Here is a 14,649-nt window from a genome sequence, read left to right as displayed (position 1 = left end):
TTTGTAATCATTGTTTTGTGCAATTTATCGATATCGAAATTCACGGAATATCGATAAGTGCAAATTCCAGTGATATTGACCACCCAATTCCAATTTAAAGTGACCACCTGATTCCAATTCAAAATGACCACCTAATTTCGGAGCAAAATGACCACCTCCATTTTTCATTAAAAACTACTTTTTTTCATCTGTTAATTAGTATTCAAATATACTTATAAATTACCCTTTGTTTAACCCTCTTTTTTTTCTCATAGATTCACCATGTAATTCGAGTCGGTGGGATTGATGTATAAGCCTGTCCAGAATCGCGTCAGCTATAGTTTTTTCGCCAATTATATCATACCATCCTTGCACTGGGATTTGTGATGTCACGATTATGGAACCATTATTATGCCTGTCTTCAATGATTTCCAAAAGAGTAATTCGGTTATGACTATCTAATGCTTGTAGCCCAAAATCGTCCAATATAATGACATCTTGTCTTTCAATTTTGGCAAGTTCACGCAGATAAGAACCATCTGCTTTGGCCATTTTTAATTTAGCAAACAACTTCGAAGTATTAAAATAACTCACCTTAAAACTTTGTATACAGGCCTGATAACCCAATGCAGTGCCTAAATAACTTTTACCGACACCGGTACTTCCTGTGATTAAGATGTTTTCGTTTTTTTCTACAAATTCACATTCTGCTAAACGCAGAACCATATTTCGATCAAGATTACGCGATAAATCAAAATTGACACTTTCAATATTTGATTTGTAATGGAATCGGGCATTTTTGATACTGCGTTCAATACGACGATTGTGTCTTTCGTCCCATTCCGCATCAATAATCATTGATACAAACTGATCGAGCGTGTAATGGTCTGTTTTTCCGCTTTCAATGGCTGTTTTAAAAGCATTGAACATGACATAAAGCTTCATTTGTTTCATTTTTGTTACTGTGAATTCATTCATGATTACTTGGTTTTAATTTAATTATAATACTGTTTTCCTCTGATGTTACTGTGACTCGGGAGTTCTTGCTCGGATTCTTGTTCAAAATCAATATGGTCTAAGTTGTTTTCTAAAATATTTTGTATGGTCTTAAAATTGTAAATTCTAAAATCAAGTGCCCGTTTACAGGCATTTATTAATCGCTGCTTACCAACCTTTTTTTCGAAGTTTAATATTCCTAAACAACTTTTATAAGCCTGTTCAGGATGGTTTCTACTTTCGATTATCTGCATAATATATTCTCCTACTGACTCATCAATACTACTTGCCCAATCAATAAATCGAGCAGCACTCCATTGGGCTACAAATTGATGTGTACTGGCTAAATGCTCTGGGATTGTGGTATAGACATAAGGTTTATAATTTCGCTGATGGACAGCTATTCGATTGTATTTATAATAGATCTCCACGGTTGATTTGGTATACAAGAGTTTCGCTTTTTTCTTTACATATTGATATGGAACACTGTAATAATTTTTGTCATGGCTTAATTGAACATGACCATTTTGCATTACCGTTGCAAAGGATTGGTATTTGATTTCAAAGCGTTCTTGTGGTAGTGGGTGTAGGTTTTGTTTCTCATCTTCTAAAAACAATTCTATACGGGAGTAAGGACGTCCTGTGAGTTTTCTACCATTATGAGAATCGAGTAAATTCCATATCTGCTGGTTTAATTCTTCCAGAGAAAAGAATTTAGTTTCTTTAAGATTTACATAAATTCTTCGGTACAATATCTTAACAGCTCCTTCAACTAATGATTTATCCCTAGGTTTATAAGCTCTGGCAGGCAAGATTGTAGTTTGATAATGCTCGGTTAAATCAGCCAAGGTCTCATTAATTGTTGGCTCAAAACGACTGCTTTTTATGACCGCAGATTTTAAATTATCCGGAACAATTGCTGCAGGAGTACCTTCAAAAAAACGCATGGCATTTTCTACCGAAGTAACAAAATCTTCTTTTTGCTGGCTCATAGAAGCTTCGGCATAGGTATACTGACTAGCTCCCAATATGGCTACAAAAAATTGTACTTCTTTGATTTCTCCCGTGTCTTTATCAATGATGGAGAGTGTTTTTCCAGCATAATCCACATACATTTTATCACCGGCTTTGTGATTCATGTGCATCACTGGATTGACTCGTTTACCCCATGTTTTGTAATGATGAGCAAATTGTGAGCTCCTGTATCCATCAGGGTTTACGGCAATATATTGCTCCCACATATGTTGTATGGTAACGCCAACTTTTTTTAGTTCACGTTCCATTTTAGGGAAAAAATTATGAAGTTTCTGCAATTTGGGACTAATTGATTCAACGGTAGTCTGTGAAAACAAAAGCTCTAGTTCTGCATCTGTTTTTTTATCAATTAATTCAAAGCTTAATCCGAGGACTTAAAATAAAGAAATATATTTCTTTACCGTATTTCTGGAAAGGGATAAGTAGCTACTTATAAATAACTTACTCTTTCCATCACAATAGAATTTAATTACTTTTCTAATTTTACTCATGTCTGTTATTTTGTTTGCCATAATCCGTGTTTTTTTTAACGAATGTATGGTTCTAATAACATGAAAAAGTCAGTAGTTTTTAATAATCAATTTGCCCCTAAATTAGGTGGTCAATTTGAATTGGAAAGTGGTGGTCAGTTTGCTCCGGAACTGGTGGTCAATTTACACTGGAAAGTGGTGGTCAATTTGACCGGTTTTTCCATTAATGGCGAAAAAGATCGGGAAGATTTATTCTATTCGATCTTATATCGAGGATTACAAGCTCCGTTTTTAGTTTCGGAAACTGATGGAACTTACAAAGCTATTGATGGTTCCATTCAAAAAGCTACAAGTCCTATATACAACGGTTGGGCCATTTGGGATAATTATCGCGAGCAATTACCCATGCTTTCGCTGGCTTATCCGGAGCGTTTTGGTCCCATTGTAAAATCTATTGCTAATTTATATCCTTATGGGAAAAATAATTGGGCCACAAAATACGAATCCTCACCCACTGTGCGAACGGAACATGCGATTGTCGTTTTATTGGACGGCTATAAAAAAGGATATCCTGTAGATTTTAATACCATCAAAGATTCCTTAATAGCAGAAGTGGACCGACTGGAATACACCTCACCTGATAAGGCTTTGGAGTCTTCGTATGACAGTTGGGCACTTTCGGAAATACTGAAAATTACCAAAGACTCTGTATTGAGTACCAAATATTTGAATAAAGCAAAAGACTATAAGCGCTATTGGGAAAAAGATTTTGCCGATTTATCCCAAAAAGATATTGATAAAATGCCCGCTCGCGGGATGTATCAGGGTACGGTTTGGCAATATCGCTGGTTTGTTCCTTTTGATGTATTAGGACTGAAAAAATTAACAGGCGTAGAAGTTTCTTTTTTAAAACAATTGGATCAATTTTTTGCCGAGGACAATTACAACCATGCGAATCAGCCGGATTTACAAGTTCCCGGATTATATAATGCAAGTTCCCAACCTTGGAAATCACAAAAATTATTTCGGAATATTATGTTGGACACCGTGGTTCAGACTTATTTTAATGACAATAGCAAAGGCATAGATTCCTATATTGGAAGGATCTATAAAAATGAGTCTCAAGCTTATGTCCGCACTATGGATGATGATGCTGGAACCATGTCCTCTTGGTTTGTACTTCGAAGTATAGGGCTGTCTCCGGCAAACATAGGAAGCCCGATTTACTATTTGACAGCTCCGATCTTTGAGTCTGTACAATTAAATTGGGAAAACGGAAAATCATTTCATATTCGAGTGAGCAATTACAATAAAGAACATTTCTATGTTCAATCGGTTCAATTAAACGGTCAGTCTTTAAATAGAAATTGGTTGACGCAGGAAGAAATCAGCAATGGTGGAACCCTAGTCATTGAAACGGGAGCATTACCAAATGAAAAGTGGGGAAAAGAGAATCAGTGGATTTCAGCAGCCGACTAATAAAATGGATTAATAAATTCTTGTCAGTTTTTTTAAAGATTCACTAGCCATAAGGTGAGAAGCTTAGTTGAAAGAGAGGCTTCTCGCATTTATTTATTAGTTGCAATAGCTATTAAAACTAATTATTTTTGACTGGTTTAAAACAATTTTCATCCAATTATCAATGGTTTAACCTGTTTGATTTTTAGGCAAGTGTATTGACAAAATTCCTCGATTGACACAAACTCATTTTGCAGCTTATTTAGGTCCTTTCTTATTATTTGGAGTAGTCTAATGCATTGACGATAATTTTTCCTGGTTATAGATTTTAGATCTTTAGGGTAGATGCACAATCTCCTGTTTTGGGTTTTCATACTCTATTGATAGATTTTTTTTTGACTTTTATAACTTTAAATCCTTTTAACTAGTGTTCGTACAAGGCATATAGGTATTAAATAAGATCTTTGATTCAGAGGCGAAAATTTATTTGCATTAAGAGATTTAAGTAAATAGTCAATACTATTTTTAGTATGGCTATTGTATCGCAAATTTTTTTTATGTTTTTACATAAGCCACACCTTCATTAAAAGAAGCAAGAGTAATTTTGTGAGCTAAGAAGTTGAATTAATTAGTCTAGTTTTTTTTGGACTATATTTAAATTTATGATTCTACAATAGGTATAAGAATTTAGGAACTTAATTATGGGAAATTTATTCAATCATCGTTGTGCAGTTGCTTGATTTCAAACTTTTTATTCTTAAGACTTAAGAGGAAATATTTGCGAGGTGTCAATTATTATGATCGCTTTTAGTTTGTCAAATAAAAAATAAAGACGAATAACACTCTAGCATTTTACAGATCTGTATAGTAAATTCGATAGCAATCTTTTGCACGGTTTTAAACTTTTGGCTGGTCTTCACTTTAAAGCTTCAGACGTTCCATTAAATATCTTAATTATAAAAAGTAAATAGTCGGTGAAAAAAATCGGATAATTAGAAGTGTATGTATTGAAGCAGTCTGCGTATTATTTTACAATAATCTTCGTTATAATAGAAATTGATTCAAGCAAAAGCGCCTCGAAAAGAGTCCGACGCAGTACGGTGCGATTTCGGTGCGGCGAGCCTGTATCAGTGGTTGCTATGTTTTAAAAAGAAATAATTTAATATACTTATACGCAATTATTAGATTGTAAATTGTTATTATACTATCAATTCTAAAAATATTAAAAAGTTATTTTTACTTTATTTTAATTTAATTTTTTTTGAATGATACTAAAAAATTTTTTGTTACTTTTTTTTCTATACTTTGGTTTATCCTGCTCTTCCCAAAAAGATAATATAAACGATACTTTTCATTATGCTGGAAGAGTAGAGTTACAAGAGAATAACAAAGTATTATTAATAGCTTCTGCTTCCTCAGTTTCTTTTGAATTTGAAGGAAGTACTTGTATTATAAACTTGCAAAGTGTCGATACTTATGAGCATCATAATTTTGTTTCATTAGAATTAGATGGTGAATATATAGGAAGAGTTCGAATTGAAAAAGGGACAGCCCAAAAAATTCCTATAACTATTACAAACAAAAATAAAAAGCACCATTTAACCATATATAAAGCTACTGAAGCGGCAAATGGAGCCGTATTATTCATTGGAACTACCGCTAAATTAGTAGAAAGTATAGCGCCAAAGAAAAAGAAAATTGAATTTATAGGTGATTCTATTACTTGTGGTTTTGGCAATGATACGGCTGAAATTCCATGTGGAACTGGGGAATGGTATGATCAACATAATGGGTATTGGGCATACGGACCTATAGCGTCACGAAGTTTAGATGTTGATTATGTATTGAGTGCTGTATCAGGATTTGGGATGTATCGCAACTGGAATGATGAGCATAACGACGAAGCTATTATTCCTGATGTTTATGAAAATTTATATTTAAATAAAGACAATTCTAAACCATACAATTTTGCTTTTCAGCCGGATTTAGTGAGCATTTGTTTGGGAACAAATGACCTTTCTGATGGAGATGGAAAAAAAGAAAGATTGCCTTTTAATGAAGAAAAATACGTGTCAAATTATATTGCTTTTATCAAAACGGTATACAAACATGCACCTAGAGCTAGAATTGTTCTATTGAACAGTCCTATGGTTTCTGGAGATAGAAATGTAGTTTTAGTACGTTGTTTGAAAAAAGTAATTGAGGCTTTTGAGCATGACACACAACATAAAACGATTGCTTTATTTGAATTTCAATCGATGAAACCAAACGGTTGTGGCTTTCATCCTGATATTGCCGATGACAAAATAATGGCCGACCAATTAATTCCTTACTTTAAAAATTTACTTGATGAAAAATAATCTTCTTGCCCTAACTCTTATAGTACTGTTGTCAAATACTGTTTTCTCAAATGTGACGCTTCCAAATGTGTTTTCAGATAATATGGTGTTACAGCGCAATACCGAAGTTACTATTTGGGGTTGGGCAAATCCACAGGAAGAGGTGGTGGTCACGCCAAGTTGGAATTATCAAGAATATAAAATTAAAGCCAACAATCAAGCCAAATGGGAAATTAAAATTCCGACTCCAAAAGAAGGAGGGCCTTACACTCTAATTGTAAAAGGGTATAACGAAATCATATTAAAAAACATCCTAATTGGTGAAGTATGGATCTGTTCAGGACAATCTAATATGGAGATGTCAGCAGCTTGGGGAATTGAGAATGGAGATGAAGCAGTAAAAATGGCAATGAATCCCAACATCCGATTTTTCACGGTTCCAAAATTAACAGCAACATCACCACAAAATAATGTGCCAGGAAGTTGGACCGAAAGTACTCCGGAAACCATGAGAAATTTTAGTGCTGCTGGTTACTTTTTTGCAACGCGATTACAAGAAGAATTAAAAAAAGTACCAATTGGTTTGATATCATCCAATTGGGGAGGAACGCCAGCAGAGATTTGGACTCCAGAAGAAGTTATTCAAAATGACGCAATTTTACTAGAAAGTGCCAAAACAAGAAAAGAAGAATTATATGGACCTAATCAGCCTGGACGTGCTTTTAATGCAATGATTTATCCGCTAATAGGGTATAAAATTGCAGGTGTGATTTGGTATCAAGGGGAATCAAATGTTGGATCTGTAGTTTACGATAAAACATTTTCGGCTTTAATTGCTTCGTGGAGAAAATTATGGAATTACGAGTTTGCTTTTTATTATGTACAAATTGCTCCTTATCAATATGGTGATGATCATTTTGGCGGAGTAGAAATTAGAAATGCACAACGTAAAGTGTTGCAAGAAATTCCTAATACCGGAATGGTACTTACTACTGATATTTCACCAATTGATGACATACATCCTAAAGATAAGAAAACGGTAGGAACTCGATTGGCTAATTTAGCGTTAGTAAAAATATACAAAACCAACTCAGACTTAGTTAATGGACCACTCTATAAAGGCATTAAAATAGAAAAGAATAAAGTAATTGTTGCTTTTGATTATGCTGAGGGATTGCATTTTTCAAATAGAAAATCAAATCAATTTGAAATTGCAGGTGCTGATAATGTCTTTTATGTTGCAGATGCAAGTATAAAAAACAATGCTGTTTTATTGAACTCTAACAAAGTTCCAAATCCATTAAAAGTTCGTTTTTCATGGAAGAACAAAGCACAATCTGATTTATTCAATAAAGCAAATTTGCCTGCATCGTCTTTTATAACAGAATAGTAATAGGAAATTATGAGTGCGTGAGGGATATTAGGCGATATCCCCGTAACGAAGTGAAGAGATAAAGCTGTATAGCCCGACCCGAAGTTTTCACGAAGGGTCACGCCAATAAAAAAACCAAACCAAACCAAACTAAAATAAATAATGAACACAAAAAAATTAATTACAACGGGGATTTTTACCCTGATTACCATTGGAACTATGAATGCACAGAATAAATCTTATTTAGATAAAACAAAGCCTACTGAAGAACGTATCGATTTGTTGATGAAACAAATGACCTTAGAAGAAAAAGTGGGGCAAATGAATCAATACAACGGTTTTTGGGAAGTAACTGGACCGGCTCCAACGGGAGGAAATGCTGAATTGAAATACAAACAATTGCGCGCTGGATTAGTTGGATCCATGTTATCTGTTCGTGGAGTGAAGGAAGTAAAAGCGGTACAAAAAATTGCTGTAGAAGAAACCCGTTTAGGGATTCCATTAATCATAGGGTTTGACGTAATTCACGGCTATAAAACCTTGAGTCCAATTCCGCTTGCCGAAGCAGCGAGTTGGGATATGGAAGCGATTAAGAAATCGGCTCAGGTTGCTGCAGCCGAAGCATCGGCAGTGGGAATTAACTGGACTTTTGGACCTAATGTTGATGTATCACATGATGCACGTTGGGGTCGAGTAATGGAAGGAGCGGGTGAAGATGCGTATTTAGGAAGTAAAGTTGCAATAGCTAGGGTTACCGGTTTTCAAGGTGATACTCGAGCTGATTTGCTAAAAGTAAATACGATTGCGGCTTGTGCCAAACACTTTGCAGCTTACGGTTTTGCCGAAGCAGGTAAGGAATATAATACTGTGGATATTAGTAATTCTAGATTGTATAATGAAGTATTGCCTCCATTTTATGCTGCTAAGGAAGCAGGTGTTCGTACTTTTATGAACTCATTTAATATCTTAAACGGGGTTCCTGCTACAGGAAATGCTTTTTTGCAAAGAGATATTTTAAAAGTAAAATGGAACTTTGACGGATTTGTGGTTTCAGATTGGGCTTCGGTTCGTGAAATGATAATTCATGGTTATGCAAAAGATGGTGCAGATGCCACACAAAAAGCCGTAACAGCAGGATCTGATATGGATATGGAATCCTCTATGTATGTAGTTGAATTGGCAAAATTAGTTCATGAAGGAAAAGTAAAAGAATCATTAGTTGATGATGCCGTTCGTAGAATTTTAAGAGTGAAATTTGAATTGGGATTATTTGATGATCCGTATAAATATTGTGACGAGAAACGTGAAAAAGCTACAATTGGTAATAAAGCCAATAATGAAGGAGTTTTGGACATGGCCAAAAAATCGATCGTGTTATTGAAGAATGAGTCTAATTTACTTCCGTTAAAAAAATCAGGACAAAAAATTGCTTTAATTGGTCCTTTGGCAAATGATAAAAACAGTCCATTAGGAAGCTGGAGAATTGCTTCTGATGATAATACTGCAGTTTCGGTATTAGAAGGAATGCAAAAATACAAAGGGAATCAGTTGACTTTTGAAAAAGGAGCTGATTTGACTATAGGTAAAACTGCATTTATCGAAGAATTGGTTTTCAATACAACTGATAGAACTGGTTTTGCTTCAGCTAAAAAAGCGGCAGCTAGTGCTGATGTGGTAGTTATGGTATTAGGAGAACATGGATTTCAATCAGGGGAGGGACGAAGTAGAACAAATCTTGATTTACCAGGTTTGCAACAAGAATTATTAGAAGAAATTTATAAAGTAAATCCAAATATTGTTTTGGTTTTAAACAACGGAAGACCCTTAGCTTTACCTTGGGCAGCAGCGCATATCCCTACTATTGTTGAAGCTTGGCACTTAGGGACTCAAACTGGAAATGCGGTAGCTCAAGTTTTATATGGGGATTATAATCCAAGTGGTAAATTACCAATGTCATTCCCAAGAAATGTAGGGCAAGTACCAATTTACTATAACAATTACAGTACAGGAAGACCAACTAATGGAGAGGGAAATGTGTTTTGGTCTCACTATACGGATGTGGAGAAAACCCCACAATTTCCTTTTGGTTTTGGATTAAGCTATACAACTTTTGAGTACAAAAACTTAAAATTAGATAAAACTGCTATTGCTTTGGGAGAAGCGGTAAAAGCATCTGTAGATGTTACTAATACAGGAAAGTATGATGGTAAAGAGGTCGTTCAATTATATATTCATGATGAGGTAGCAAGTTTAGCTCGTCCGGTAAAAGAACTGAAAGGTTTTGAATTAGTTGAATTGAAAAAAGGGGAAACTAAAACAATAACATTAACATTGACAGACAAAGAATTAGGATTCTTTGATAATAATGGAAATTACCTTGTAGAACCAGGGACTTTTAAAATCATGGTAGGTGGAAGCTCAGACAAAGGTTTAGAAAGTCGTTTTGAGATAAAATAATTTTATATAATTTAATATTTAAACCCGACAGCTTAAGAAACAGGTCGGGTTTATTTGTATTATAAACTTATGAATGCGAATTTTACGAATGAGAAAATTGAAAAGCAAATCTTTAAATTAATACAATGGAATACAATAGATGCGGAAAAAGTGGTTTATTATTACCACAAATTTCTTTAGGTTTATGGCATAACTTCGGTTCAGTAGATAATTTTGAAAATGGGGAAAATATTGTCAAAGAAGCTTTTGATAAAGGAATAACACATTTTGATTTAGCCAACAATTACGGACCAATACCAGGTTCTGCAGAGACTAATTTTGGTAAAATTTTAAAGAATAATTTCCAAGGCAATTTGCGTGATGAAATGGTGATTGCTACTAAGGCGGGCTATAAAATGTGGGACGGTCCTTATGGAGAATGGGGATCAAGAAAATACTTAGTAACGAGTTTGAATCAAAGTTTAAAGCGAATGAACCTCGATTATGTAGATATCTTTTATTCGCATCGTTATGACCCAAATACGCCTTTAGAAGAGACTATGAATGCATTAGACTATGCAGTTCGAAGCGGAAAAGCGTTGTATGCAGGAATTTCTAATTATCCTGCAGAACAAACGAAACAAGCTACCGAAATTTTACAACAATTAGGGACACCTTGTTTAATTCATCAAGAAAAATACTCCATGTTTGTGCGTACCTGTGAGGAAAGTTTACTGGACGTTTTAGAAGATAAAGGAGTAGGATGTATTGCTTTTTCACCATTGGCACAAGGACTACTGACCGATAAGTATTTGAAAGGAATTCCAGAAAATTCTCGTGCTTTTAATCCTAATGGTCATTTACAATTAGATGAAGTATCTGATGCGAAAGTGCTCAAAATAGTGGACTTGAATGAAATTGCAAAAAACAGAAATCAATCTTTGGCACAAATGGCTTTGGCTTGGCTGTTAAAAGATAACCGAATCACTTCGGTCTTAATTGGAGCGAGTTCAATAGGGCAGCTAAACAACAATATTGATAGTTTGCAAAATCTTGCTTTTACTCCAGATGAGTTGAATGAAATTGAGCAAATTTTAAAATAAACAAACGCTATTCCGTCTTACCAATTTTAAGATTAAAAACTAAGGCTCCGTTTTTTAGAATTGGAGCCTTTTTTAATTTTAGGGTAAATTGATTTAAAACGATACCTAATTTTGAGGTATTGTCTAATCAACTGTATTAGTTTAAAATTAGTCTTTAAAAAAGTGTATTTCGGTAATTTACTTAAATTTGAATTAGAGTTGGTTTTAAAAATAATGGATTGGTTTTTAAATGTTTTTTCTTTTTTCACCTCGTACGTAGCTGAGTTAAATATGTTGTCGATTTAGGGGCGGTGATCGCTTCTTTGGTTCCCCATCACTCATTTATAAATTGAGTAAAAATAAAACAAATAAAAGCCAAAAAAGTTGTGTTTTTTTACTGTATTACAGGCTTGTTAGTTTGAGTAATATGCTTGTATGATTGGTGAAAATTATAGATAAAAAAATAATATCCGCAGGGAAGATCTTATCTGAGAATCAATTGACAAAAAAGTATCATCATATTTAGGTTTATAAGCTTAATTTTTAGAATTCAAATAAATATTTATAATTATGAATAAAAAACGATATTATAATACTCTATGTACAGTAACCTTTTTATTGGTAGGAAATTTTGTTTCCGGTCAGATCGACAAAGATGCAACTAAAGAAACCAAAGCCTTATACAAAAACCTGAAGGATATCTCTAAAAGGAGTATACTGTTTGCACATCAACATGCTACTGAATATGGCCATGGTTGGAGTGGTGATGCCAATCGCTCTGATGTAAAATCGGTTACGGGATCATTTCCTGCAATGGTTGGTATCGATTTTAGCGGATTATCTGGTAGATCAGAAGCAGATATCGAAAAAACTAAACAAGGCTTAAGAAAAAATGTTGTAGATACCTACAATAGAGGTGGTGTAACTACAGCTGCATGGCATTTTTCAAATCCAGCTTCTAAAGATGGGTTTTATTGGAAAGAGGGGGTATCTCTAGCTTCAATGTCACTGATCAGGCCTGGAGGTTCAAAACACGAAGAGTATAAAAAAATTCTAAAGAATATTGCAGATTTTGCTAATTCTGTAAAAGGGAGTAATGGCAAGTTGGCACCTATAATTTTTAGGCCTTATCATGAATTTGACGGAGAATGGTTTTGGTGGGGAAAACCATATACCTCTCGTGAAGATTTTATGGCTGTCTGGCAGTTCACAGTTTCTTACTTAAGAGATACTTTAAAGGTTCATAATTTCATATACGCATTTTCACCCGATAACAAATTTAATACGGAAGAGGAGTTTTTAGAGCGTTTTCCTGGTAATGATTATGTGGATATGGTAGGGATGGATAATTATGGTGATTTTGGAAGAGATGGGAATTATAATATTGAAAGAGCTATCAAGAAGCTTAAAATAGTTTCAGACTACGGTATTAAGAATAATAAATTAGCGGCGTTAACAGAAACTGGATTAGAATCGATTCCAAATCCAATATGGTGGACAGAAACTTTGCTAAAAGTATTGAAGTCTGAAAACATGCAATTGTCATATGTGTTAGTTTGGAGAAATGATACACAAAGTCCAACACATTATTATGCGCCATTTCCCGGGCAAGATAGTGCTCCTGATTTCTTGAAATTTTATAATGACCCCTTTACTATTTTTGAAAAAGATTTAAAGAAAATATACAAGCGTAAATTTTTAGGAATATTCTAATTTTTCAAAATACACTGTCCAGAGCTGAAAGAGGGATAGTGGACTAATAAAAAATAAAAAGCATAATTTTTTAAACAGTAGTAAACCAACGTTAACTACTGTTTTTTTGTGTTATAAGTTCTTATTTTGATTTTAAAATTAACCCATTGGTCATAATTCGAAAAATATTTCTTTTTATTAATGATTTTGGAGAAAGAATTCTTGCTGCAAAAGTAAATTTAAAACTATGTCCGGAACAATAAAAAATTCATGAACTGGAAAAGACTCAAAATGTTGAGTTGGAGCGAGAGATATTAAAAAAAGCAATAGGTGTTTTTGCCAATAGCGGTCGATAATTTATAGTTTCATTAAAAATCGGAAGTGCTAAAAAATAAGAAGGACGACATTAAAACCTATGTTTTTATTTTATGAATTTAAAATAGTGGGCTACCTTTCTATTTAAGTTTCAAATTATATTCTTTTACCAATTCCAGTGTTAATTTGTCTGTCGAGAAAACAGTATTCAAACCTTGTGGTTCTTGCGGTGGATCAGTAGTAAAAGGGTCACCAAAATTCCATTTTCCTGAAGTATTAACAGCTTTTCCTTCGCCGCCAAAACCCCAAAAATTAACACCCTGCAAAGTCTCATTATTGCTGCGACTTAAAACTAATTTTTCAAATAAAGCATTGTAAAATGCGTTTCTATCCAATACCGAGGAATTTGTTAGTAGGATTTCATTGGCTCTTGGTAATCCAAATTCTTCAATAACAATGGGGCGACCTAATTTTTTGGCTACTTCGACATGCTCGTTTATGTATGCTGTAGCTTTTTCAATCGCAATTGGCAAAGTAGTTTTTGCGTCTTCAGCGTTGAACCAACCCCAGTTTTTTGGCCAGATATGCATAGTTAAATAATCAATTTTCGGATTCATATGCGTGCGTTCATAGGTAGCCAAATCATCATTTGATCCCGCTTTACCTTCAGAACCTGTCGAAATCAAATGATTGAAATCTAAACTATCAATCAAATCAACAGTTTTGTTCAACCAAGCAGTAAATTTTTTTTCGTTTTCGATACTAAGAACACGGGGTTCATTGCCTATTTGCCAAGCCATAATCGCATTGTCTTCAGTATATTTCTTGTTCGTATAGGCATTTGTTCGGCCCAAAATATATTTTATATGATTTTCAAAAGCCACCATACAAGGCTCACAACTGTGGTACTGTTTCACATAATCCATGAATTGAGGCCAAGAGTTGGGTTTAATGTTTGGATTCGGAATTTTGCCGAAGCCGTTCCATTCTAAATATTGCGACATCCCACCTGACCATTCCCAGTTGTTGTTGAGGTATAAAACCGCATACATGTTGCGTTTTCCCATTTCAGCAATCAGGAAATCCAAACCATCCAGCAAATCGGCATTGTATTTTCCTTGTTCGTATTGCAAAGCCGGACTAACGGTATAATCATAGGTTCCACCATCAGCACCCACTAAGATTCTTAAATTGTCAATACCATTTTTCTTCATTAAATCCAGTTCGCGAAGTAATCGTTTACGATCACCCACTTTTTTGGAACCTAGTAAACTGCCATACCAATAATTAGCACCCACATACGAATACGGTTTGTCACCTTTGAAAAATTGCGTCCCTTTTACGGTTATTGGCGCTTGTTTTTGTGCTGAACAAACAGTTGCAGAAGCACAAATAGCGAGTAGCATTATTTTTAAAACTAAATTCCTCATATTTTTTTATTTAGGGGATATTTGCAGCTATACTTTTTAATCTTT

The 14,649-nt window shown here is 34.3% G+C and carries 10 protein-coding genes; 6 read left to right on the top strand and 4 right to left on the bottom strand.

Features of this window, described 5'->3' with window-relative positions; translation table 11 throughout:
- Window positions 1-24: 24 nt before the first annotated feature.
- Genes IWX80_RS13005 through istA form a run of 3 tightly spaced genes read right to left on the bottom strand, consistent with a single transcriptional unit; the run spans window position 25 to window position 2,288 of the window.
- Window positions 25-168, bottom strand: coding sequence for a hypothetical protein (locus IWX80_RS13005; RefSeq protein WP_196853798.1), 144 nt, complete (start codon window positions 166-168; stop codon window positions 25-27).
- A gap of 51 nt (window positions 169-219) precedes the next feature.
- Complete coding sequence (gene istB / locus IWX80_RS13000; RefSeq protein WP_196853797.1) at window positions 220-957, bottom strand: IS21-like element helper ATPase IstB; 738 nt, start codon at window positions 955-957, stop codon at window positions 220-222.
- 17 nt (window positions 958-974) lie between these two features.
- A complete protein-coding gene (istA, locus tag IWX80_RS12995) occupies window positions 975-2,288 on the bottom strand; it encodes an IS21 family transposase (RefSeq protein WP_196853796.1) in 1,314 nt (437 codons plus the stop codon).
- A gap of 273 nt (window positions 2,289-2,561) precedes the next feature.
- Here istA and IWX80_RS12990 point away from each other — a divergent pair, with 273 nt between their 5' ends.
- From IWX80_RS12990 to IWX80_RS12965, 6 genes are all read left to right on the top strand, one after another.
- On the top strand, window positions 2,562-3,959 hold the full coding sequence (locus IWX80_RS12990; RefSeq protein ID WP_334682357.1) for a glycoside hydrolase domain-containing protein: 1,398 nt from the start codon (window positions 2,562-2,564) through the stop codon (window positions 3,957-3,959).
- A 1,244-nt stretch (window positions 3,960-5,203) separates the two neighbouring features.
- Window positions 5,204-6,298 (top strand): SGNH/GDSL hydrolase family protein, encoded by a 1,095-nt coding sequence (locus IWX80_RS12985; RefSeq protein ID WP_196853795.1) that lies wholly within the window; start codon window positions 5,204-5,206, stop codon window positions 6,296-6,298.
- Entirely contained in the window at window positions 6,288-7,667 is a 1,380-nt protein-coding gene (locus IWX80_RS12980; protein ID WP_196853794.1) for a sialate O-acetylesterase, read from the top strand. The genes IWX80_RS12985 and IWX80_RS12980 overlap by 11 nt, the downstream gene beginning before the upstream one ends.
- Before the next feature lie 144 nt (window positions 7,668-7,811).
- Window positions 7,812-10,106 (top strand): beta-glucosidase BglX, encoded by a 2,295-nt coding sequence (gene bglX / locus IWX80_RS12975; RefSeq protein WP_196853793.1) that lies wholly within the window; start codon window positions 7,812-7,814, stop codon window positions 10,104-10,106.
- A 125-nt stretch (window positions 10,107-10,231) separates the two neighbouring features.
- The gene (locus tag IWX80_RS12970) at window positions 10,232-11,188 is read left to right on the top strand and encodes an aldo/keto reductase (RefSeq protein WP_196853792.1); all 957 of its coding nucleotides are present in this window, start codon (window positions 10,232-10,234) and stop codon (window positions 11,186-11,188) included.
- A gap of 549 nt (window positions 11,189-11,737) precedes the next feature.
- Window positions 11,738-12,880 (top strand): glycoside hydrolase family 26 protein, encoded by a 1,143-nt coding sequence (locus IWX80_RS12965; RefSeq protein ID WP_334682356.1) that lies wholly within the window; start codon window positions 11,738-11,740, stop codon window positions 12,878-12,880.
- A gap of 434 nt (window positions 12,881-13,314) precedes the next feature.
- On the opposite strand, the gene IWX80_RS12960 is transcribed toward IWX80_RS12965, so the two are convergent.
- The gene (locus tag IWX80_RS12960) at window positions 13,315-14,604 is read right to left on the bottom strand and encodes a glycoside hydrolase 5 family protein (protein WP_196853791.1); all 1,290 of its coding nucleotides are present in this window, start codon (window positions 14,602-14,604) and stop codon (window positions 13,315-13,317) included.
- Between the last annotated feature and the right edge of the window lie 45 nt (window positions 14,605-14,649).

Source organism: Flavobacterium sp. CAN_S2 (genome assembly GCF_015752255.1).
Lineage (GTDB): Bacteria > Bacteroidota > Bacteroidia > Flavobacteriales > Flavobacteriaceae > Flavobacterium.
The sequence above is the reverse complement of the archived record's forward strand: the minus strand, read 5'-3'. Positions and strand labels throughout refer to the sequence as shown.